Origin of the sequence: Aurantimonas sp. HBX-1 (assembly GCF_021391535.1) — a bacterium.
Lineage (GTDB): Bacteria > Pseudomonadota > Alphaproteobacteria > Rhizobiales > Rhizobiaceae > Aurantimonas.
Map to the genome: position 1 here is coordinate 3,816,878 of NZ_CP090066.1, position 22,373 is coordinate 3,839,250.

Below are 22,373 nucleotides of genomic sequence, written 5' to 3' on the forward strand. Positions count from 1 at the left end.
CGAGAGGCGATTCGTCGCGGCTCGCCGTGCCTGCCCGAACCCAAGGAACATCATGTCCGCTGCGAACGACACGAACCCCAGCGCCGAATCCGATTATGGCGCCGATTCGATCAAGGTGCTCAAGGGTTTGGACGCGGTTCGCAAGCGTCCCGGCATGTATATCGGCGACACCGACGACGGCTCCGGCCTGCACCACATGGTCTACGAGGTGCTGGACAACTCGATCGACGAGGCGCTGGCCGGCCACGCCACCGGCGTCACCGTCACGCTGAACCCCGACGGGTCCTGCACCGTCACCGACAACGGCCGCGGCATCCCGACGGATATCCACACCGGCGAGGGCGTCTCGGCGGCAGAGGTCATCATGACTCAGCTGCATGCCGGCGGAAAGTTCGACCAGAATTCCTACAAGGTTTCCGGCGGCCTGCACGGCGTCGGCATCTCGGTGGTCAACGCGCTGTCGGTCTGGCTGAAGATGACCATCAAGCGCCAGGGCAAGATCCACGAGATGTCGTTCACCGAGGGAGTGCCGGACGCGCCGCTGAAGGCGATCGGCGATTCCGGCGGCGAGACCGGCACGACGATCACCTTCCTGCCCTCGCCCGCCACCTTCACCGGCGTCATCGACTTCGACTACGCGACGCTGGAGCACCGGCTGCGCGAGCTCGCCTTCCTCAACTCGGGCGTACGCATCGTGCTCTCCGACCGGCGCCACGCCGACGAGAAGCGCACGGAGCTGTTCTACGAGGGCGGCCTCAAGGCCTTCGTCGAATATCTCGACCGCGCCCGCAAGCCGCTGATCAGCGAGCCGATCGTGCTGCACGGCGAGAAGGACGGCATCGTCGTCGAGGCGGCGCTGTGGTGGAACGACAGCTACAACGAGAACGTCCTCTGCTTCACCAACAACATTCCGCAGCGTGACGGCGGCACCCACATGGCCGGCTTCCGCGGCGCGCTGACGCGCCAGGTCACCGGCTATGCCGAGGCCTCCGGCATCCTGAAGAAGGAGAAGGTCTCGCTCACCGGCGACGACAGCCGCGAGGGCCTGTCCTGCGTCCTGTCGGTGAAGGTGCCGGACCCGAAATTCTCCTCGCAGACCAAGGACAAGCTGGTCTCCTCCGAGGTCCGGCCGGTGGTCGAGAGCCTCGTCAACGAGACGCTGTCGAGCTGGTTCGAGGAGCATCCGCAGGAAGCCAAGATCGTCATCGGCAAGGTGGTCGAGGCGGCTTCCGCGCGCGAGGCCGCCCGCAAGGCGCGCGAGCTGACGCGCCGCAAGGGCGCCCTCGACATCACCTCGCTGCCCGGCAAGCTCGCCGACTGCCAGGAGCGCGATCCCGCCAAGTCGGAGATCTTCATCGTCGAGGGCGATTCGGCCGGCGGCTCGGCAAAAGGCGCGCGGTCGCGGCAGAACCAGGCGATCCTGCCGCTCCGGGGCAAGATCCTCAATGTCGAGCGGGCGCGCTTCGACCGGATGCTCGGGTCGGACCAGATCGGCACGCTGATCACCGCGCTCGGCACCTCGATCGGCAAGGACGAGTTCAACGCCGACAAGCTGCGCTACCACAAGATCATCATCATGACGGACGCCGACGTCGACGGCGCCCATATCCGCACCCTGCTGCTGACCTTCTTCTTCCGGCAGATGCCGGAGCTGATCGAGCGCGGCCACGTGTTCATCGCCCAGCCGCCGCTCTACAAGGTGACGCGGGGCAAGCAGAGCCAGTACCTGAAGAACGAGAAGGCGCTCGAGAACTACCTGATCGAGGGCGGTCTCGACGACGCCTCGCTGACGCTGGAATCAGGCGAGGTGCGGGTCGGCCGCGACCTGCGCAGCGTCGTCGACGACGCGCTGCAGCTGCGCCAGGTGATGGCCGGGCTGCATTCGCGCTACGACCGCAGCGCCGTCGAGCAGGCGGCGATCTGCGGCGCGCTGACGGCGGAGATCGCCGAGGACCCGGCGCAGGCTCCGGCGATGGCGCAGCGGATCGCCGAGCGGCTCGACCTCGTGGCCGAGGAGACCGAGCGCGGCTGGACCGGCGAGGCCATCGACGGCGGCTACCGCTTCGCCCGCACGGTGCGCGGCGTGACCGAGGCGCAGACCCTCGACGCGGCACTGATCAATTCCGGCGACGCGCTGCAGCTCAACCGCCTGGCCGGCCGGCTGGCGGAAGTGTATCGCGGCCTTCCCGTATTGCGCCGCAAGGAGACCGAGCGGCCGCTTTCCGGCCCGCTGGAGCTGCTGCTGGCGGTCTTCGAGGTCGGCCGCAAGGGCATCGCGACGCAGCGCTACAAGGGCCTCGGCGAGATGAACCCGGAGCAGCTCTGGGAAACGACGCTCGATCCCGATGCGCGCACGCTGGTGCGGGTGAAGATCAACGACGCCACCGACGCCGACCAGCTGTTCTCGCGGCTGATGGGCGACGAGGTCGAGCCGCGCCGGGAGTTCATCCAGGACAACGCCCTGTCGGTCGCCAACCTCGACATCTGAGCGGGCGTCTCGGCGAGGCGGAGAACGCTCCGCCCCGGGTCGGGGTCTGACCCGGATGCCGCCGACCGCCGACTACAGGCGGCGTCGGCCGTCCTCGTCGTCCAACGACCACCGCGGCGACCTGCCCGTTGCAGGCGTCGCCGGCGTTCGACAGTGCGATCGCATCGTGGGCGGGCCGGCCGCGATCAAGAACGATGGCCGGCTCCGCCACATCCGGCCGGCAGCGGCTCCGGCTCATCCGGGCCGCAGCATGCGCATCAGGAGCCCGTCCTTGCGCCAGAACTGGTGATAGAGCGACGCCACGACATGGAGCGCGATGAGGCCGATGAAGAGCGGCTTTCCCAGTTCGTGAACTTCGCCGAACGGGTCGCCGAGATAATAGGCGAGCAGCCCCGTGACCGGCACCACGACCAGCAGCGCGTAGAACAGCCAGTGGGAGATCCGGCCCGCCACTTCCAGCGCCCTGCTCGCCTCGGGCGCGGCCGGCGTTCCCCGTCCGACGCGCAACGCCAGGCGGATGGCGACCAGCCCGAGGATGGCGATGCCGAAATAATAGTGCACGCTCGCAAGACGCGCATCGAGCGCCGATGCGGCACGTCCCTCCTCCGCCGCCTCGACGAACGCGGTCATGCTTTCGCCGAAGACGAGCTGGACGAGAACCAGCGCGGCGATCAGCCAGTGCAGGCCGATCTGGAGGGTAGAGTAGCCTCGCACGTCATCGATGCTGTCGCCGATCATGGTCGTCTCCTGCGCGTTTCGAACCGAGGATCATCGCGCCGCGAGGGCGGGCCCGCCGGCACCCGCCGGCCGGTGCAGGCGCCGGAGCCTTGGCCGATCACTGCTGCGGGCGCGGCGTGTCCGCGGTGCTGGGCGGCAGCGTGGGATAGACGATCCGCGGCATCTCGCCGGTCAGGCTGTCGAGAAACGCCGCGATGCTCGCCTCCTGATCGGCGTCGAGCGCCGACCCGAGCTGGGCCGAACCCATGACCCCTACGGCCAGTTTCAGATCCCAGACCGCGCCCGAATGGAAGTACGGCGGCGTGACGGCGATGTTGCGCAATGTCGGCACCTTGAAGACGTAGGCGTCCTCCTCGGCGCGGGTGACCGCGAAGCGGCCCTTGTCGCCGGGCGGCAGGATCGCCCAATCCGGCTTCTCGACGACGCCGAAGGGCCGGTAGCTGTTACCGCCGAGATTGATGCCGTTGTGGCAGGCCGCGCAACCCTGGTCGATGAACGCGCGCAGGCCGGCCTGCTGTTCGTCGTTCAGCGCCGCGTCGTCGCCGCGCAGAAAACGGTCGAACGGCGCGTCCGGCGTGATCAGCGTCTGCTCGAAGGCGGCGATCGCGGCTTCGGCATTGGCAAAGTTGACCGGATCGGGGTCGGCCGGAAAGGCCGCGGCGAAGAGCGGCCGATAGCCGGGGATGCCCTTCAACTGCTCCACGACATGTTCCTGCGTCGAGCCCATCTCGACCGGGTTGACCATCGGTCCGCCCGCCTGCTCGGCCAGGTCGGCGGCCCGGCCATCCCAGAACTGCGCGGTGTTGAAGGTCGCGTTCAGGACGGTGGGAGAGTTTCGCCCGCCCTTCTGCCAGCGATGACCGAGGGATACCGGCGCGAGGTCCGCACCGCCGGTGCCGAGATTGTGGCAGGTGTTGCAGCTGATGTTGTGCCCCTCGGAAAGCCGGGGCTCGAAGAACAGCGCCTTGCCGAGTTCCACGGCGGCCGGATCGGGCGCCGGGTCCGGGGACTGGGGGATCGGCTCGAAGAGGGCGAGGGCTTCCTCGCGCAGACCGGGGCCGGCGGCGGACGCCACACTGCCTGCGATGCCTGCAAGCACGGCCGTCGCGGAAACCATCAACGCATTCCGTCTCATGCGCAGCCTCCGTCGATCTTCAGAAGACCAAAGGATCGCCGAACGGAGGTCAGCTTCCTTGATCCAGGTCAATTACATTCGGCTCGCCGTAAATCGAAGCGCCAAGGCGGCGTAACCGCAAGCAACAGGAGCGGAACGACCGGTGCCTGTCGGGCACCGGGCGGCCCCGATCGCATCTGACGTGCCGGCCCGACAGGGACGGGTCCCGACATCTCACGAGGTTCAGGCAGACTACTGCCGGGATGCAGCGGAGCGGGCTCTCCGGTGCCGGACCGCAGGCCGACGTCGACGCGAGGGCGGATTGACGGGGATCAAGGACGCGACATGGCCGCTGCCGCACCGTGGCGGCCATGCGCCCCGAGACGACCGCAAAGGAAACCCGCCATGGGACTTCACATCGGCGATACCGCGCCCGACTTCACCGCCGACACGTCCACCGGGACGATCTCGTTCCATGACTGGATCGGCACGTCCTGGGTGTTCTTCTTCAGCCATCCCGGCGATTTCACACCCGTCTGCACCACCGAGATCGGCCGGACGGCGCAGCTCGCCGGCGAATTCGCCAAGCGCAACGTCAAGCCGCTCGGCCTGTCGACGGACAGCGCCGAGGACCACCGGAAATGGATCGCGGACGTCGACGACACCCAGCACACGACCGTGACCTTTCCCATCGTCGCCGACCCGGACGGCACGGTGGCGAAGCTCTACGACATGATCCATGACGGCCAGAGCAGCACGCAGGCGGTGCGGTCGGTGTTCATCATCGACCCCGACAAAAAGATCCGCCTGACCCTGACCTACCCGATGAACGTGGGGCGGAATTTCGAGGAGATCCTGCGCGTCATCGATGCGCTGCAACTGGCCGATGCCAGGAAGATCGCCACGCCCGCGGACTGGCGGAAGGGCGGCGAGGTGATCATTCCGACCTCGATCGACACCGCCGCCGCGAAATTGCTGTTCCCGCAGGGCTGGACGGAAATCCGCCCGTATCTGCGCACCACGACGGTCTGAAACCGTCTCGAGGCGCGGCGACGTCGACTCCGATGAGACAGGTGGAACCATGACCTACACGATCAATCGGCTGATCTCCGGCGCCACCATCGACGACGTCGACCGGCGCACGCGTGCCGCCCTCGCCGAGCATGGCTTCGGCGTGCTCACCGAGATCGACGTCAAGGCGACGATGAAGAAGAAGCTGGATGTCGAGATGCCACCCTACCGCATTCTCGGCGCCTGCAATCCGGGCATGGCCTACCAGGCCATCGGGCTGGAGCCGCGTCGGGTCAGCCGACCTGCGCCGGCAACGGCGCGCAGCCGGCGCTCTCGCGCACCGCCATCGCCTCGGCGAGGTGACCGGAAAGCTGGGCGATACGGGTCTCGTGCGCCGGGTGGGTAGAGAGGATCTCCGGCGAGGCGCGGCCAAGTTCCGCCATGCGCTGCCATATCTGCGCGGCCGCCCGTGGATCGTAGCAGGCCCTCGCCATCAGGATCATGCCGATCCTGTCCGCCTCGCTCTCGTGGGTCCGCGAGAACGGCCGCAGGATGCCATATTCCGCTCCGAGCCCGAGCGCGCCGGCGATCGCCGCCTGCGCGGCCGGATCGGCATCGGCGAAGAACAGCGAGGCGGCGAACTGCCCGAGCCGGGCGAATTCCTGCTGCGTCAGGCGCTCTTCGGGATGGCGCGCGATGACGTGCGCGATCTCGTGGCCGACCACGGCGGCCAGCCCGTCCTCGAGGCCGGTGACCGGCAGCAGCCCGGTCTGCACCGCGAGATTGCCGTTCGGCAGCGCGAAGGCGTTGGGCGCGGGATCGTCGATGACCGCGAAGTCCCAGTCGAAGTCGCGGCCGGCAAGCGCGTTGGCGTGCGGGGCAAGCCGCGCCACGATGTCCCTGACCGCCTCGACGGCAGGTCCCTCCGCGACGACCGGCTCGCGCGCCAGGACCTCGTCGAAGGCGCGCTCGCCGAGCGACGCCGCGGTATCTGCATCGACGCCGATCACGTGCCAGCGGCCGGTGTGCGGCACCGTGTCCCAGCCGAAGACCAGGGTCCAGCCGGCGCTGAGAACGGCGAAGACGAAGGCGAAAATGTACACGGCAACTCCTGAGGGTCGCCCGGGGCGGGCGCGCTGCCGCTGATATGGGAACGCCCCGCCGCAGCGCCATGTCGGGCGGGACGAACGGCGCGGTCGCGGGCCGATGCCGGACGGCGGCCGCTACACGGCGAACTGCTGCCCGAGCTCGATGACGCGGTTGGTGGGCAGGCAGTAGAAGCTGGAGGCGTCGGCGGCCGAGCGCGCCATGGTGATGTAGAGATTGTCCTCCCACAGCGGCAGGCCGGAATGCGAGGAGGCGACGAAGGCCCGCCGGCTGAGGAAGAACGAGGTCGACATGATCTCGAACTTCAGCCCCATCTTCCTGGCGATGGCGAGCGCCTTCGGGACGTTCGGCTCCTCCATGTAGCCGAAGGTCAGGGAGACCCGCTTGAACGAGCCGGTCAGTTCCTCGATCCGCACCCGCTCGGCAATGTCCACCCGCGGCCGGTTGGCGATCCGGATCGTCAGGATGAGGTTCTGCTCGTGCAGGACGCCGTTGTGCTTGAGGTTGTGGAGCAGGGCGCTCGGCGCAATGCCGGCGTCGGAGGTCAGGAACACCGCGGTGCCCCGCGTGCGCAGCGGCTTCGACTGCTCCAGCATGCGGCAGAGATCGTCCAGCGGGATCGCGTCCTTGTGCGCCTTGGCAAAGGTCCGCGCGGTGCCACGGATCCACACCGCCATCAGCAGCGACAGGAGCACGGCGATGCCGAGCGGGACGTAGCCGCCGTCGAACACCTTCAGGAGGTTCGCCCCGAGGAAGACGAACTCCAGCGCGATCAGCGGCGCGATCACCAGGGCCGCGAGCCAGAACGACCATTTCCAGAACTTCCAGAACACCAGGAAGGCGAGGACCGATGTCACCACCATGTCGCCGGTCACCGCGATTCCGTAGGCGTTTGCCAGGCCGCTGGAACTCCCGAACGTCCAGACGAGCAGCATCACCGTCACGAACAGCATCGAGTTCACCGCCGGAATGTAGATCTGGCCGAACTGCTCGGAGGAGGTGTGGCGGATCTCGAGCCGCGGCAGCAGGCCGAGCTGGATCGCCTGCTGCGTCACCGAGAAGGCGCCGGTGATCACCGCCTGGCTGGCGATGATCGTGGCGCCGGTGGCGAGGATGACCAGCGGCAGCAGCGCCCATCCCGGCGCCAGCAGGAAGAACGGGTTCTCCAGCGCGTCCGGACGCGACAGGATCAGCGCGCCCTGCCCGAGATAGTTCAGGGCGAGGGCCGGGAAGACCACCAGGCCCCAGGCGACCCGGATCGGCCGGCGGCCGAAATGCCCCATGTCGGCGTAGAGGGCCTCCGCGCCGGTGACGGCGAGGAACACCGAGCCGAGGACGACCAGCGCCAGCGAGCCGTGCTCGGCGATGAAGCCGAGCGCGCTGAGCGGGCTGAGCGCCAGCAGGATGTCCGGGCGGTCGCCGATATGGACCACGCCGAGTCCGCCCATGACGAGGAACCAGACCAGCGTGAACGGCCCGAAGAAGCGGGCGATCTTGCCGGTCCCGCGGCTCTGGACAAGGAAGAGGGCCACCAGGAAGACGCTGGTGATCGGCAGCACCCATCCGTCGAAGGCCGGCGTCACCAGCTTCAGGCCTTCCACCGCCGACAGCACGGAGATCGCCGGGGTGATGACGGCATCGCCGTAGAACAGCGAGGCGCCGAGGACGCCGATCGCCAGCAGGAAGCCGCGCCGGCCGAGCGTCTTCTGGGCCAGCGCCAGCAGCGACAGGTTGCCGCCCTCGCCGTTGTTGTCGGCCTGCAGCGCCAGGACAACGTATTTCAGCGTGACGATGAGCGTCAGCGTCCAGAGCAGCAGCGACACGACGCCAATGATTTCCGCGTCGGCGAGCCCGTCGCGGCTGACCGGTGCCAGCGACTCCCGCAGCGCGTAGAGCGGGCTGGTGCCGATGTCGCCATAGACGACGCCGATCGAGCCGATCACCAGCGGCCAGAAGCGGGCGGTCGATTGGATGGCAGGGCCGCCGGATCCCTGGTCGCCCAGTGCCGGTTCGCCCGCGTCGGTCGTCGTTGTCATGGCGTACTCAAGTCGGCAACAGGGCTCGGCGCCGGACGCGTTCCACGCCGCGATCGGCACGCTCCGCCGCACAAATGACCGTCGGGGACGGTCCCATAGGGGATTCCCCCACGCATCTCAACGCGGCAACTCCGTTTGCCAAGGTCTGTTCATCGTAGCCGGCACCACAGATCGAGAGGCCGCGAGCGTGCTTTTGCCGGAGGATGATATCCCTCCGGCGCCGGGCTGGACACGCCGGAGCCGACGAGCGCACCGAGGCCGGGGCAGCGGATGGCCGCCCGTCCGTATCACCGTTGTTGCACAAGGGGATAGCATGGGCGTAGGTGACGTCCGTCGCTGTTTCAGCGGTTGAAATCGCGGCGGGTGCAACCGCGGCCATCCTGGCCGCCATTGGAGGATGCCGTGCGCGGTACCCAGCCTGGCGACGCCACGCAGCACGTTGCGGCGGATCCATCGGACATCGTCAGGATCGCCGCCTGGCTGGTCGTCGTATCGATCATCGTGGCGGCGCTCTATCTCGGGCAGAACGTCCTCACGCCGCTGGCAATCGCGTTCCTCATCGGTTTCGCGCTGAAGCCGCTGGTGACCTGGCTGACGCGGCGCGGGCTGCCGCGACCGGTGTCGGTCATCGTCGTCATCCTGACGCTGGCGATGGCCCTCACCGCCTTCGGCTTCCTCGTCGCCTCGCAACTGGCGACGCTGAGCGCCCAACTGCCGTCCTACCAGACCACCATTCGCGAGAAAGTCCGCGACGTCGGCGCGAGCATCCGCGCCCCGGGAATGTTCGACGGGGTCATGCGGACCGTGGATTCGGTCCAGCAGGAAGTCGAGACGGACCAGCCGGAGGAAGTCCCGCCGCTCCGCGTGCAGACGGTGGAGTCGGAGGGAAGGCCGCTCGAGACCGCCCTCGAATGGCTGACGCCGGCGCTGGAGCCGCTGGCGACCGCCGGCATCGTGATCGTCTTCCTGTTCCTCGTGCTGCTGGATCGCGGCGACATGCGGGACCGCCTGATCCGGCTTCTCGGCGGCAACCTGCACCAGTCCACCGACGCGCTGGAGGACGCCGCCAAGCGCATCTCGAAATACCTGCTGATGCAGGTCATCGTGAACGTCTCCTACGGCGTGCCGATGGCGCTCGGCCTTTGGTTCATCGGCGTCCCCGGCTGGCTGCTCTGGGGGGCGCTCGCGGCGGTGCTGCGCTTCATCCCCTATCTCGGGCCGCTGCTGTCGTCGGTGTTCCCGCTGGCGCTGGCCTTCGCGGTCGGCGACGGCTGGCAGATGGTCATCTGGACCCTGGCGCTGATCCTGTTCCTGGAACTGATCAGCAACAACGTCGTCGAGCCGCTGCTCTACGGCACCAGCACCGGGCTGTCGGCGATGTCGCTGATCGCCGCGGCGACCTTCTGGACCGCGCTCTGGGGGCCGATCGGGCTGATCCTGTCCACCCCGCTGACGGTCTGCCTGCTGGTCCTCGGCCGCGGCAACCCGCAGCTCGGATTCCTCGACACGCTGCTCGGCTCGACGCCGGTGCTGGACGTGCCGACGCGGATCTACCAGCGGCTGATCGCCGACAAGCCGGAGGACGCCATCGAGATCGTCGACGACACGATCGAGGACGACGACGTGGTGGAATTCTACAACGACCACGGCATCGAGGTGCTTCGCAAGGTCAGCGAGGACTATCTGAGCAATGCCCGCCCGGAGCATCGCCAGCGCGTCTTCAACGGCATGGACGCGCTGCTCGACGATCTGAAGGAAGAGTATCCGCCGGCGATCGCACCGGGCGACGCCCCCCGGATCGCCTGCATCGGCGGGCGGTGGGAGATCGACAGCCTGGCGTGCGAGATGCTCGTCCATGCGCTCGGACTGGCGGGGCTGCCGGCCGTGCAGCGGCGCGAGGGAGTGGTGAGCACGCGCTACGTCAACAATCTCGACCTCGACGGGATCGACATCATCTGCCTCAGCTATTTCAGCCGGGAGCCCGCCCTGTCGATCAAGGCGTTCTGCCGGCGGTTGCGCAACCGCTGGCCGGACAAGCGGATCGTCGTCGCCCTGTGGAACGCGCCGCCGGCGATCCTGGAACCGGGCGCGATCGCTTCGCTTGGCGCCGACGAGATCGTCACGACGGTGCAGGAGGCGGTCCTGCGGATCCAGCGGATGATCGCGCCGGAAAAGGCCCTCGCGCGTCCGGTCTCCGACCTGCCCGAGAACGAGGCCGCGCGGGTGCAGGCCCTGATGGAGACCCACATTCTCGACGGCCACGCCCGCGAGGACCTCAACGCCCTCGCCAAGCGGGCGGCGGCGGTCTTCGACGTCAAGTTCGCGGTGATCTCGGTGATGAGCGCGGCGGAGGAATACGTCATCGGCCAGAGCATCGACCTCGCCGGCACGAAGACCGACGACGGCACCGACATGATCATCCTGCAGCGCGACCAGGCCTTGTGCGATCACGCGGTGGCGGAGGGCGATCTGCTCGTCGTCAGCGACACGCGGCGCGACCCGCGCTTCGCCGACCATCCGGCACTGCGGCTCTGGGGAACCAGCTTCTACGCCGCCGCGCCCCTGAAGACGGCGGACGGTGTGGTGCTGGGGGCGCTCAGCCTGTTCGACGCCAAGCCGCGCAAACTGTCGGAAGAGGAACTGACGCTGCTGGAATCCATGGCCGCCGACGTCGTCTCGGCCATCACCGGAGAGGAAGCGGTCGAGCCCGAGCCGCGCGAGCCGGAAAAGCCCTCGACCGCGGTCGCCCAGCCGGTTCCGGACTGAGCTGGGCTGGCGACGGCAGGCGGCGCCCGCCATCGCCCGATCGGGCCGGACGGTGCCGGGGCAGGCAATCGCCGCCGGCGACAGCCCGCCCGGCCGCCCAGCCGGTCAGGACCGGATGAAGGCGAGCAGGTCCGGGTTCACGATGTCGGCGTGGGTGGTGCACATGCCGTGCGGCAGCCCCTCGTAGACCTTCAGCGTGCCGTTCTTCAGCAGCTTCGACGACAGATGCGCGGAGGCGCCGATCGGCACGATCTGGTCATCGTCGCCGTGCATGACCAGCGTCGGCACCTCGATCGCCTTCAGATCCTCGGTGAAGTCGGTCTCCGAGAACGCCTTGATGCCGTCGTAATGCGGCTTGGCGCCGCCCATCATGCCCTGGCGGACCCAGTTGCCGACGATCGGCTCCGACACCTTGGCGCCCGGCCGGTTGAAGCCGTAGAAGGGCCCGCTCGCGACGTCGGTGTAGAAGCCGACCCGGTCGGCGGCGAGCGCCTGGCGGAAGCCGTCGAACACCTCGAGCGGCAGGCCGCCCGGGTTGGCCTCGGTCTTCAGCATCAGCGGCGGCACGGCGCCGATCAGGACGGCCTTCGCCACCCGGCCTTCGCCGTGGCGGGCGACGTAGCGCGTCACCTGCCCGCCGCCGGTGGAATGGCCGACATGCACCGCGTTGCGCAGGTCGAGATGCGCCACCACGGCGGCGGTGTCGGCGGCGTAATGATCCATGTCGTGGCCTTCGCCCACCTGGGTCGAGCGCCCGTGGCCGCGCCGGTCATGGGCGACGACGCGATAGCCCTCGGCGAGGAAGAAGAGCATCTGGGTGTCCCAGTCGTCGGCGGTCAGCGGCCAGCCGTGGTGGAACACGATCGGCTGGGCGTCCTTCGGCCCCCAGTCCTTGAAATAGATTTCGACACCGTCCGTCGTCGTCACCATGCCCATGCTATGCATCCTTTCGGTATGGGAGGCCGGAGGGTGCGGGTGGTCCAGCACCGCTGCCGGCATGATTGCGCGAATGCCATGCTGCGGCCTGCCGGGACATCCTGGACGGGCCGGGCCGGACCATCCGGCCCGGGCGGTATATCGTGCCGTGCCCGACGGTTTTTTGACAGCCGGGCCGGGTGCCCGCGCCAGGGCCGAAATCCGGTCGTAGCCACCGACCTGCGACGATCGGACCGCGGCTGGATGGACCCGCGAGCCGCCGTCCGCGTTAGGCCCCGACAACAACGGAGCCTTTCCATGAGCCAGATGACCTTATCCGACCTTGCCGAGGCGATGCGCGACATCGACTTCGCGATGCTCTCCACCAAGACCGCCGCCGGCGACATCGCGGCGCGGCCGATGAGCAACAACCGCGACGTCGACTACGACGGCGATTCGTTCTTCTTCACCTACGAGGAGGCGCGCACCGTCGCCGACATCGAACGCGACCGGAAGGTCGGCCTGTCGTTCCAGGGCAAGGCGGGGCTGCTCGGCAAGCCGCCGCTGTTCATCTCGGTGGAAGGCAGCGCGGAGCTGATCCGCGACAAGGCGCAATTCGAGGCGCACTGGAATGCCGACCTCGACTACTGGTTCGAGGACGGCATCGACACGCCGGGCGTGGTGCTCATCAAGGTCCATGCCGACCGCATCCACTACTGGAACGGCAAGGACGAGGGCGACATCACGCCCTGACCGCGCAGGTCACCTGATCGGACATACCGGCGCCTCCCAGGAAAAGGCGGCGCCGGGTTCCGTTCGTTAGGAGCCTCAGAGCCGGCGGTCAGCCGAAGACCAGCGATCCCGCGATGGTCAGCAGCGACAGGGCGATCACCCACTGGGCGACGCGCCCGGACATGATGCTCGCCCGCTTCTCGGACGCCAGGTCCTTCAGCGTGTCGTCGTTGAGTCTTATGCCGTTCTCGATGAGATCGGGCATCTGCTTGGCGAGGATCTCGAGGCCGGTGGCGAGCTCCGGCGCCCGCCGGGCAAGCCGCAGCATCGCCTCGACGCCGTCGCGGGCCTCGCGCAGCTTCGCCGCAGGGCCGAGCTCGTGGAGGATGTAGTCCGAGACGACCGGCTCGGCGGCCACCCACATGTTGAACTTCGGGTCGAAGGTGCGCGCGACACCCTCCACCACGACCATGGTCTTCTGCAGCAGCACGAGTTCCGGCCGAGCCCGCATGTCGAAGAGTTCGGTGACCTCGAACAGCAGCGCCAGGAGATGGCCCATGGAGATGGTCTCGGCCGGCTGGCCGTAGATCGGCTCGCCGATCGCCCGCAGCGCCTGGGCGAAGCTCGCGACGTCCTGCGTCCGGGGCACGTAGCCGGCCTCGAAATGCAGCTCCGCGACGCGGCGATAGTCGCGCCGGATGAAGCCGTAGAGGATCTCGGCGAGGAAGCGCTTGGACTCGTCGCTGAGCCGCCCGACGATGCCGAGATCCACCGCCACCACGGTCCCGTCATGCGCGACGAAGAGGTTTCCCTGGTGCATGTCTGCGTGGAAGAAGCCGTCGCGCATGGCCTGGCGCAGGAACGACTGGACCACCGTCACGCCGAGCTGCTTCAGATCGTGCCCCGCCTCGGCGATCGCCGCGACATTGCTCATCTTGATGCCGTCGATCCACTCCATGGTGACGACGTCGCGGCCGGTGCGCTCCCAGTCGATCGCCGGCACCCGGAAGCCGTGATCGTCTGCCGTGTTCTCGGCCATTTCCGAGGCCGCCGCCGCCTCCAGCCGCAAATCCATCTCGATGCGGGTCGACTGGGCGAGCGTCTCGACCACGGCGACCGGGCGCAGCCTTCGGGCCGCCGGGATGTAGCGCTCGAGGAAGCGGGCGATGAAGGCGAAGGTGTCGAGCTCGCGGCGGAACCGCACACGGATGCCGGGCCGGATGACCTTCACCGCGGCGAAGCGCTCGCTGCCGTCCTCGTTGCGGATGCGGGCCTTGTAGACCTGCGCGATCGAGGCCGCGCCCACCACCTCGCCGAGGTCGACGAACAGCGCGGCGAGCGGCCGGCCGAGCGTCGTCTCGATCTCGGCGACGGCGAGTTCGCGCGGGAACGGCGGCACGTTGTCCTGCAGCGTGCCGAGCTCGCGCGCCGTCTCGACGCCGACGAGGTCGGGACGGGTGGCGAGGAACTGACCGAGCTTGACGTAGGAGGGACCCAGCCGGTGCAGCGCCCGCGACAGATTGTCCGAGCGGGCGCGTTCGTCGGCCGAGCCGCGCGCGATGAGGCGCGCCAGGCCATGCAGCATCGCCGGGCCGGGCGGCAGGCCCTCCGCCGGGAAGGAGGCGATGACGCCCTCGCGGGCGAGCACGTACACGGCCCGGATGAGGGCGATCGTGCCGGTTACGGGATGGGCCAAAGGTCGCTAGATCCCGTCAGAGTTTCCAGCCGGAATGGATGGCGGCGATGCCTCCCGACAGGTTGCGATAGGTGACCCGCTCGAAGCCGGCGGCGCGGATCGAACTGGCGAAGTTTTCCTGGTTGGGAAAGCGGCGGATCGATTCGACCAGGTATTCGTAGGATTCGCGGTCGCGGGCGACCAGTTCGCCGATCTTCGGGATCGCCCGGAACGACCAGGCCTCGTAGACCTTGTCGAGCACCGGCATGTCGACCTCGGAGAATTCGAGGCACAGGAAGCGCCCGCCCGGCTTGAGCACGCGGTAGGCCTCGGCGAGTGCGGAGTCGATGCGCGGCACGTTGCGGATGCCGAAGGCGATCGTGTAGGCGTCGAAGCTGGAGTCCGGCAGCGCCAGCTGCTCGGCGTTGCCCTCGACGAAGACGAGATTGTCCCCCAGGCCGCGCCTGACCGCCCGCTCGGCGCCGACGCCCAGCATCGAGGCGTTGATGTCGAGGACGGTGCCGGAGGCCTTGCGGCACGAGGCCTCGACGATGCGGAAGGCGACGTCGCCGGTGCCGCCCGCCACGTCGATGAAGCGCCAGCCGGTGCGATGCGGCGGCGCCAGCCACGACACCATGGCGCCCTTCCAGAGCCGGTGCAGGCCGCCGGACATCAGATCGTTCATCAGGTCGTAGCGTTCGGCGACGCGGTGGAACACCTCGTTGACCCGCGCCTGCTTTTCCTCGCGGCCCGTGACGGTGGAGAAGCCGTAGGCGGTCTCCATCGCTTCGGCTCCGGTGGCACGGGTACGCGACATGGGTGGTACCTTCGTTGCATCGCATCGGCCGGATGCGGGATAGTGGGCTTGACGCAGGCCTCGCGGGCCGGCGCGACGGGTCGAGACGCCGGGGCGCACCCCGGCGGGCGCGGCCATGGATCAGGGACTTAATCGAAAATGCCGGAATTGCCAGAGGTCGAGACCGTCCGCCGCGGCCTCGTCGACGTGATGGAGGGAGCGCGCATCGACCATATCGTCCTGTCGCGGCCGGATCTGCGCTTCCCGCTGCCCGAGCGCTTCGCCGAACGGCTGGCCGGCCGGCGCATCGAAGCGCTGGGCCGGCGGGCGAAATATCTCCTCGCCGAGATCGAGGGCGGGCTGGTGCTGGCGATGCATCTCGGCATGTCCGGCTCGTTCCGCATCGAGAGCCCCGAAGGCGCCGTCGTGCCCGGCGTCTTCGCGCATCCGCGCTCCAGCGATCGCCTGCACGACCACGTGCGCTTCCAGCTGACGACGCGGGACGGTGCCGCCGCCAGCGTGGTGTTCAACGATCCGCGCCGCTTCGGCTACATGAGCCTGATCGAGCGGGTGGCATTCGACGCGCATCCGCATTTTGCCGGGCTCGGGATCGAGCCGACGGGGAACGAGCTGTCCGGCACGGCGCTGGCGCCGTTCTTCGCCGGCCGCGCCGCGCCGCTGAAGGCGGTGCTGCTCGACCAGCGGGTGATCGCCGGGCTCGGCAACATCTATGTCTGCGAGGCGCTGTGGCGGGCGCGGTTGTCGCCGCGCCGCGCCGCGGGAACGATCGTGCGCAAGGACGGCGGGGCCAGCCAGCGGCTGGAGCGGCTCGCCACGGAAATCCGCGCGACGATCGCCGACGCGATCGCCGCCGGCGGCTCGTCGCTGCGCGACTATCGCCAGGCCGACGGCTCGCTCGGCTATTTCCAGCACAGCTTCGCCGTCTATGGCCGCGAGGACGAGCCCTGCCCGCGGGAAGACCGGGGCGTCGTCCGGCGCATCGTCCAGTCCGGCCGCTCGACCTTCTTCTGCCCGGTCTGCCAGCGCTGAGCCTAGCGGTGCATCCCCACCAGCGCGAACATCGCGCCCTGCGGATCGAGGCACTGGCCGATCCACGCGCCGCCCGGCACCTCCATCGGACCGTTGAGCAGCGAGCCGCCGCCGGCCTTGACGCGCTCGATTGCCGGGTCGAGCGCCTCGACGTTGAAATAATACAGCCAGAAGCAGGCCGGCACGTCGGCCGGCTTGGTCATCATGCCGCCGATCGCGTCCTCGCCGGCGCGGGCGGCGAAGAGCTGGTAGGTGCCCATCGGCCCCATGTCGATCGCTTCGGTGCGCACCCAGCCGAACAGCTCGGCATAGAAGGCGAAGGCGGACTCCAGCTCGCCGGCCATCAGCTCGTGCCAGCCGACATGGCCGGGCTGCATCCGGCCGCGCGGCGGGCCGTCACCGCCGTCGCTCGGCCTGAACAGCGCGAAGACCGCGCCGTCCGGCGCACCGACCACGGCGAAGCGCCCAACCCCGGGGATGTCCTCAGCGTCGCGGTGGATCACGCCGCCCAGTTCCGTCACGCGCCGCGCCGTTGCGTCGACATCCTCGGCGGACACGTAGCCCAGCCAGCCGGGCCGCGCGCCGCCGCTGCGCATCTCTGCCTCCAGCGCCATCAGCCCGGCGACCGGCGCGCCGGCCGCCTTGAAGGTCGTGTAGGCGATCCCGGCGACGCCGGTCTCGTCCGCCGTCCAGCCGACGACGTCGCGATAGAACCCTTCCGCCGCCTTGGCGTCGTCGGTCATCAGCTCGCACCAGATGAAGTCACCCTGTCGCATGCGCCGTCCCTCTCCGTCTGTCGTTCGGTGGCCGGCCGGATTTCCCGGCGCCGGCCGTGGCTCATTCCGCCGCGATGCTGCGACCCTCGGCATGCGGTCCGCCCTCGTATTCGTCGTGGCGGCGGACGAAATCCATGGTCTCGCCCTCGTTGCGGCCCTTCGGCGCCCGGTCGAGGATCATCAGCGTGCCGATCAGCTCCTCGGGGCCGCGCCCGTAGCTCGAATAGGTATGGAAGATCCGTCCCTGCTCGTCCCGGGCGAAGGCGCTGAGGCCGGGCAGCTCGGTCGCCGCCCGGGCCGCGGGGATCTCCTCGAAATTGTAGCGGACCTTTCCCGAGGCGATCTCGTCCTCGCTGAAGGAGACGTGGAAATCGCGGTTGAAGCTGCTGCCCTGCGACGAGACCCAGGGAAAGTGCCAGCCCATGCGGCGCTTGTAGGCCTCGAGCTTTTCGAGCGGCGCCCGCGACACGGCGACGAGCGTGACGTCGTGGTGGTTGAGATGCGCCAGCGTGCCGTCGAGATGGTCGGCGAGGAACGAGCAGCCGGGGCAGCCGGCGTCCCAGTCGGGGCCGAACATGAAATGGTAGACGACCAGCTGGCTGCGGCCGTCGAACAGCTCGGCCAGCGTCTTCTCGCCCTGCGGCGTCGCGAAGCGGTAGTCGGTCTCGACCGCCACCCAGGGCAGGTCGAGGCGCCTGGCGCGATTCTCGTCGCGCATCCGGGTCTCGGCCTTCTCGTTCGCGAGCAAGGCGAGGCGGGCGGCGAGCCATTCGTCACGGGTCACGATGCGGTTCGGCTGCATGGCGTCCTCCTGATCAGCGCTACCGGCATTCTGCAATTGAGTTGATATCAACCTTCTACGATCATGTCAAAGCCGGCCGGTGCTCCGTGAGCCGAAGGAGCCCCGCCCGGAGCCGCTAGCAATCGCCGCGTTTTTGGCCTATATGCGGCAGGCGCCCGCTGACCTTTCGTCCGCCCGCGCATTCATGGCCCTCGCTGGACGACATCCCGGCCAAGGGCGACCGAACCCTCACGACTTCCAAGAAAGGGATTTCGATGTCGATCACGCTTGAGCGTAAAGCAGAGCTCATGAAGGAATACGGCACCAAGGAAGGCGACACCGGTTCGCCGGAAGTCCAGGTGGCGATCCTCACCGAGCGCATCAACAACCTGACCGGTCACTTCAAGGACCACAAGAAGGACAACCACTCGCGTCGTGGCCTTCTGAAGATGGTCTCGCAGCGCCGCCGCCTCCTCGACTATCTGAAGTCGCGGGAAGAAGAGCGCTACCAGACGCTTATCGGCCGCCTCAGCCTGCGCCGCTAATCCATTCAGCTCCGGCGGGCCCTGGTTGAACCCGGGGCCCGCCGGTCGCATTTCGGCGCCCCGCAAGGAAGCGCCACAGCCCCGGGCACCGCGAACCAGTCGCGGCGTCCGACCACCGAACGGTCATGGGGCAGGATTGCCGGATGCTTCCGGAAAACGCGGTGGCCAGGCCACCGCGGCGGAACCGACGAGGTTCCCGCGAAGCCTCCCGTCGTCTTGCCCGTGACGCGTTTCGACCACGAAACGCGCTCCGGCTCCGGCGCCCCAGGCGGGCACCACGGAGCGCAGGATGAAAAGGCAAGAACATGTTCAATACCCACAAGGTGGAAATCGACTGGGCGGGCCGCCCGCTCACCCTCGAGACCGGCAAGATCGCCCGCCAGGCCGACGGCGCCGTGCTCGCGACCTATGGCGAGACCGTCGTGCTCGCGACCGTCGTGTCCGAGAAGCAGCCGAAGCAGGGCTTCGACTTCTTCCCGCTGACCGTCAACTACCAGGAGAAGACCTTCGCCGCGGGCAAGATCCCGGGCGGCTTCTTCAAGCGCGAGGGCCGTCCGTCCGAGAAGGAGACGCTGACCTCGCGCCTCATCGACCGGCCGATCCGCCCGCTCTTCGCCGAAGGCTACAAGAACGACACGCAGGTCGTCCTCACCGTCCTGCAGCATGACCTCGAGAACGATCCGGACGTCGTCGCGATGATCGCGGCTTCCGCCGCCCTGACGCTGTCGGGCGTGCCGTTCATGGGCCCGATCGGCGGCGCCCGCGTCGGCTACATCAACGGCGAGTACAAGCTGAACCCGCATGTCGACGAAATGGGCGAGTCGAAGCTCGACCTGATTGTCGCCGGCACCGAAGACGCCGTGCTGATGGTGGAATCGGAAGCCCACGAGCTGGCCGAGGACGTCATGCTCGGCGCCGTGATGTTCGGCCACCGCGGCTTCCAGCCGGTGATCGACGCGATCATCAAGCTCGCCGAGCACGCCGCCAAGGAGCCCCGCGACCATCAGGTGCCCGACCGCTCGGCGCTCGAGCAGGAGATGCTCTCGCTGGTCGAGGGCGAGCTGCGCGAGGCCTACAAGAACACCGACAAGATGGCCCGCTACGCCGCCGTCGACGCCGTCAAGGCGAAGGTCATGGCGCATTTCCTGCCCGAGGGCGCGGAATCAACGACCTACACCAAGGAGCAGGTCTCCGGCGTGTTCAAGTCGCTGCAGGCCAAGATCGTCCGCTGGAACATCCTCGACACCGGCAACCGCATCGACGGCCGCGACCTGAAGACGGTCCGCGCCATCGTGTCGGAGGCGGGCGTCCTGCCGCGCACCCATGGCTCGGCGCTGTTCACCCGCGGCGAGACCCAGGCACTGGTGGTCGCGACGCTCGGCACCGGCGAGGACGAGCAGTTCGTCGACGCGCTGACCGGGACGTACAAGGAGCGCTTCCTGCTCCATTACAACTTCCCCCCCTACTCGGTCGGCGAGACCGGCCGCATGGGTTCGCCCGGCCGCCGCGAGATCGGCCACGGCAAGCTCGCCTGGCGCGCCCTGCGCCCGATCCTGCCGGCACCGGAGCAGTTCCCCTACACGATCCGCGCCGTCTCCGAGATCACCGAGTCGAACGGCTCGTCCTCGATGGCGACGGTCTGCGGCACGTCGCTCGCCCTGATGGACGCGGGCGTTCCGCTGGCGCGTTCGGTCGCCGGCATCGCCATGGGCCTGATCAAGGAAGACGAGCGCTTCGCGGTGCTGTCGGACATCCTCGGTGACGAGGACCATCTCGGCGACATGGACTTCAAGGTCGCCGGCACGTCGGCCGGCATCACCGCCCTGCAGATGGACATCAAGATCCAGGGCATCACCGAGGAGATCATGCAGATCGCCCTCGACCAGGCCAAGGGCGGCCGCCTGCACATCCTCGACGAGATGGCCAAGGCGCTGTCGTCGAGCCGCGCCGAGCTCGGCGAGTTCGCGCCGCGCATCGAGGTCATGCAGATCCCGACCGACAAGATCCGCGACGTCATCGGCGCCGGCGGCAAGATCATCCGCGAGATCGTCGAGAAGACCGGTGCCAAGATCAACATCGAGGACGACGGCACGGTGAAGATCGCTTCGGCCTCCGGCAAGGAGATCGAGGCCGCCAAGAAGTGGATCCACTCGATCGTCGCCGAGCCGGAAGTCGGCGAGATCTACGAGGGCACGGTGGTGAAGACCGTCGAGTTCGGCGCCTTCGTCAACTTCTTCGGCGCCCGCGACGGCCTCGTGCACATCAGCCAGCTCGGCGCCGAGCGCGTCGCCAAGACGACCGACGTCGTCAAGGAAGGCCAGAAGGTCTGGGTCAAGCTGATGGGCTTCGACGAGCGCGGCAAGGTCCGCCTGTCGATGAAGGTCGTCGACCAGGCGACCGGCCAGGAAATCGCCGGCGACAAGGCCGAAGACGCGGCCTGACCGGCCCCATCTTCCGTCCACCTGACGAAAGGCGCGCCCTCACGGGCGCGCCTTTTGCGTTTTCACGCCCTGGCGAACGCGGACCGCCTCGACGGCGTCGACGCTCAGCGGCAGCTTCGCCGCGTGTTCGACCTGGGCGCGGGTGAGCCCGGTCACGTCGGCGAGGATGTGGGCGTCGACCCGCAGCAGCGTGTTGAAGGCGTCGCGCCGCAGCCGCTGGCGGCGGCGTTCGACGGTCCAGGATTTCAGCCGCGAGACCAGCCCGGAACGCGGCAGGTCGGCCTCTTCGTCGCCGAAACGGCGGATGTCGGAATCAGGGTAAAGCATGAGAACCTCCAATCGATGTTTCCATCAATATGAGGTCTGCTCATTGATTAGAGAAACGAGAAGCTATAAAGTTCTCCTTGAGTTTCTCTAACAGGGCAATCCCGATGCCGGCCACGCTTCCCAATCTCGACATGGATCTCGCCCGGACCATGGTGGCTATCGCCGACACCGGCAATTTCTCCCGCGCCGCCGAGCGGGTGCACCGCAGCCCGTCCGCCATCAGCCTGCAGGTCAAGAAGCTCGAGGACATGGTCGGCCGCGCGCTGTTCCGGCGCGATGCGCGGCACGTCGCGCTGACGCCGGACGGGGAGGTCTTCCTCGGCTATGCGCGGCGACTGCTGCGGCTCAACGACGAGGCCTTCACGCGCTTCAACGCGCCCTCCTGTGAGGGCAGCGTCCGGCTGGGCGTTCCGAACGACGCCGGCATGATCGCCATCCCCGACATTCTGCGCCGCTTCTCCGAGACCCACCCGCGGGTCGAGGTGGCGGTGCTGCTGGACCGGACGGTGGAGCTGGAGCGGCTGTGCGCCGCCGGCGAGATCGACATCGCCATCCACGCCAGCGAGACCGCCGCGGACGGGCCGAACGTCATCCATACCGAGCCGCTGGTGTGGATCGGCGCGAGGGGCGGCATGGCAGCGGAGACGCGGCCTTTGCCGCTGGCGCTGGCCGATCACGGCTGCTCCTGGCGCGCCATGGCCCTGGGCGCCCTCGACCGCGCCGGCATCGACTACCGCCTCGCCTATCGCAGCGAGTTCTGCCAGGGCCAGATCGCCGCGGTCGCCGCCGACCTCGCCGTCGCACCGCTGCCGCTCAGCGTCGTGTCGGACAGTCTCGTCAGGCTCGGCCCCGAACGCGGGCTGCCGGCACTCGGCTCCTACCGGATGACCCTGGCGCGGCGCGACGGCGCCGGGCCCGTGGTGGAGGCGCTGGCCGACCATGTCGCCGCCAGCTTCCGGGCCGGCGGCGAGCGCGGCACGCGGCTGTTCGCGTGAGGCGGCTTTCCGCCGACACACGGATCGGGCAAGCCCCGCGCGGCGTTGTCGTGCGATGGCAGGCCCCCGAAGGCCCTGTG

Annotated in this window: 18 protein-coding genes and 1 pseudogene; 9 read left to right on the forward strand and 10 right to left on the reverse strand. The window is 68.5% G+C overall.

What is annotated here, in order from left to right; all coding sequences use genetic code 11:
* Positions 1 to 52: 52 nt before the first annotated feature.
* Positions 53 to 2,488 carry a DNA topoisomerase (ATP-hydrolyzing) subunit B gene (gene gyrB, locus LXB15_RS18100; RefSeq protein WP_233949763.1) on the forward strand — a complete coding sequence of 812 codons (2,436 nt, stop codon included), beginning with the start codon at positions 53 to 55 and terminating at the stop codon, positions 2,486 to 2,488.
* A gap of 234 nt (positions 2,489 to 2,722) precedes the next feature.
* Here the strand turns inward: gyrB and LXB15_RS18105 are convergent, their stop codons facing one another.
* Positions 2,723 to 3,226: a cytochrome b gene (locus LXB15_RS18105; RefSeq protein ID WP_233949764.1), complete on the reverse strand. Its 504-nt coding sequence runs from the start codon at positions 3,224 to 3,226 to the stop codon at positions 2,723 to 2,725.
* Positions 3,227 to 3,323: 97 nt separating this feature from the next.
* Complete coding sequence (locus LXB15_RS18110; RefSeq protein WP_233949765.1) at positions 3,324 to 4,433, reverse strand: cytochrome-c peroxidase; 1,110 nt, start codon at positions 4,431 to 4,433, stop codon at positions 3,324 to 3,326.
* Positions 4,434 to 4,745: 312 nt separating this feature from the next.
* Here LXB15_RS18110 and LXB15_RS18115 point away from each other — a divergent pair, with 312 nt between their 5' ends.
* Both LXB15_RS18115 and LXB15_RS18120 read left to right on the forward strand, forming a co-directional pair.
* A complete protein-coding gene (locus LXB15_RS18115; protein ID WP_233949766.1) occupies positions 4,746 to 5,372 on the forward strand; it encodes a peroxiredoxin in 627 nt (208 codons plus the stop codon).
* Between the two features lie 49 nt (positions 5,373 to 5,421).
* A pseudogene (locus LXB15_RS18120) lies at positions 5,422 to 5,640 on the forward strand (DUF302 domain-containing protein); the annotation flags it as partial.
* A 4-nt stretch (positions 5,641 to 5,644) separates the two neighbouring features.
* On the opposite strand, the gene LXB15_RS18125 reads toward LXB15_RS18120, so the two are convergent.
* Both LXB15_RS18125 and LXB15_RS18130 read right to left on the reverse strand, forming a co-directional pair.
* The gene (locus LXB15_RS18125; RefSeq protein ID WP_233949767.1) at positions 5,645 to 6,454 is read right to left on the reverse strand and encodes a M48 family metallopeptidase; all 810 of its coding nucleotides are present in this window, start codon (positions 6,452 to 6,454) and stop codon (positions 5,645 to 5,647) included.
* 120 nt (positions 6,455 to 6,574) lie between these two features.
* Positions 6,575 to 8,494, reverse strand: coding sequence for a potassium transporter Kup (locus tag LXB15_RS18130; protein ID WP_233949768.1), 1,920 nt, complete (start codon positions 8,492 to 8,494; stop codon positions 6,575 to 6,577).
* Positions 8,495 to 8,896: 402 nt separating this feature from the next.
* Between LXB15_RS18130 and LXB15_RS18135 the strand changes: the two genes are divergently transcribed.
* Positions 8,897 to 11,260 (forward strand): AI-2E family transporter, encoded by a 2,364-nt coding sequence (locus LXB15_RS18135; RefSeq protein WP_233949769.1) that lies wholly within the window; start codon positions 8,897 to 8,899, stop codon positions 11,258 to 11,260.
* Between the two features lie 105 nt (positions 11,261 to 11,365).
* Here LXB15_RS18135 and LXB15_RS18140 read toward each other — a convergent pair whose 3' ends face one another.
* Positions 11,366 to 12,196, reverse strand: a complete 831-nt coding sequence (locus LXB15_RS18140) for an alpha/beta fold hydrolase (RefSeq protein WP_233949770.1) — start codon at positions 12,194 to 12,196, stop codon at positions 11,366 to 11,368.
* 297 nt (positions 12,197 to 12,493) lie between these two features.
* Here LXB15_RS18140 and LXB15_RS18145 point away from each other — a divergent pair, with 297 nt between their 5' ends.
* A complete protein-coding gene (locus LXB15_RS18145) occupies positions 12,494 to 12,928 on the forward strand; it encodes a pyridoxamine 5'-phosphate oxidase family protein (protein ID WP_233949771.1) in 435 nt (144 codons plus the stop codon).
* Positions 12,929 to 13,016: 88 nt separating this feature from the next.
* Here LXB15_RS18145 and ubiB read toward each other — a convergent pair whose 3' ends face one another.
* Complete coding sequence (gene ubiB, locus LXB15_RS18150; protein WP_233949772.1) at positions 13,017 to 14,603, reverse strand: 2-polyprenylphenol 6-hydroxylase; 1,587 nt, start codon at positions 14,601 to 14,603, stop codon at positions 13,017 to 13,019.
* Between the two features lie 16 nt (positions 14,604 to 14,619).
* A complete protein-coding gene (ubiE, locus tag LXB15_RS18155; protein WP_233949773.1) occupies positions 14,620 to 15,399 on the reverse strand; it encodes a bifunctional demethylmenaquinone methyltransferase/2-methoxy-6-polyprenyl-1,4-benzoquinol methylase UbiE in 780 nt (259 codons plus the stop codon).
* 138 nt (positions 15,400 to 15,537) lie between these two features.
* Between ubiE and mutM the strand changes: the two genes are divergently transcribed.
* Positions 15,538 to 16,428 (forward strand): bifunctional DNA-formamidopyrimidine glycosylase/DNA-(apurinic or apyrimidinic site) lyase, encoded by an 891-nt coding sequence (mutM, locus tag LXB15_RS18160; protein ID WP_233949774.1) that lies wholly within the window; start codon positions 15,538 to 15,540, stop codon positions 16,426 to 16,428.
* A 2-nt stretch (positions 16,429 to 16,430) separates the two neighbouring features.
* On the opposite strand, the gene LXB15_RS18165 is transcribed toward mutM, so the two are convergent.
* Complete coding sequence (locus tag LXB15_RS18165; protein WP_233949775.1) at positions 16,431 to 17,204, reverse strand: VOC family protein; 774 nt, start codon at positions 17,202 to 17,204, stop codon at positions 16,431 to 16,433.
* A 61-nt stretch (positions 17,205 to 17,265) separates the two neighbouring features.
* Complete coding sequence (locus LXB15_RS18170) at positions 17,266 to 18,006, reverse strand: thioredoxin family protein (RefSeq protein ID WP_233949776.1); 741 nt, start codon at positions 18,004 to 18,006, stop codon at positions 17,266 to 17,268.
* 254 nt (positions 18,007 to 18,260) lie between these two features.
* Here LXB15_RS18170 and rpsO point away from each other — a divergent pair, with 254 nt between their 5' ends.
* A complete protein-coding gene (gene rpsO / locus LXB15_RS18175) occupies positions 18,261 to 18,530 on the forward strand; it encodes a 30S ribosomal protein S15 (protein ID WP_163043103.1) in 270 nt (89 codons plus the stop codon).
* Between the two features lie 305 nt (positions 18,531 to 18,835).
* Entirely contained in the window at positions 18,836 to 20,971 is a 2,136-nt protein-coding gene (gene pnp, locus LXB15_RS18180) for a polyribonucleotide nucleotidyltransferase (protein WP_233949777.1), read from the forward strand.
* A gap of 39 nt (positions 20,972 to 21,010) precedes the next feature.
* On the opposite strand, the gene LXB15_RS18185 is transcribed toward pnp, so the two are convergent.
* Positions 21,011 to 21,298, reverse strand: coding sequence for a hypothetical protein (locus LXB15_RS18185; protein WP_233949778.1), 288 nt, complete (start codon positions 21,296 to 21,298; stop codon positions 21,011 to 21,013).
* A 104-nt stretch (positions 21,299 to 21,402) separates the two neighbouring features.
* On the opposite strand from LXB15_RS18185, the gene LXB15_RS18190 reads away from it, so the two are divergent.
* A complete protein-coding gene (locus LXB15_RS18190; RefSeq protein ID WP_233949779.1) occupies positions 21,403 to 22,293 on the forward strand; it encodes a LysR substrate-binding domain-containing protein in 891 nt (296 codons plus the stop codon).
* Positions 22,294 to 22,373: the final 80 nt, after the last annotated feature.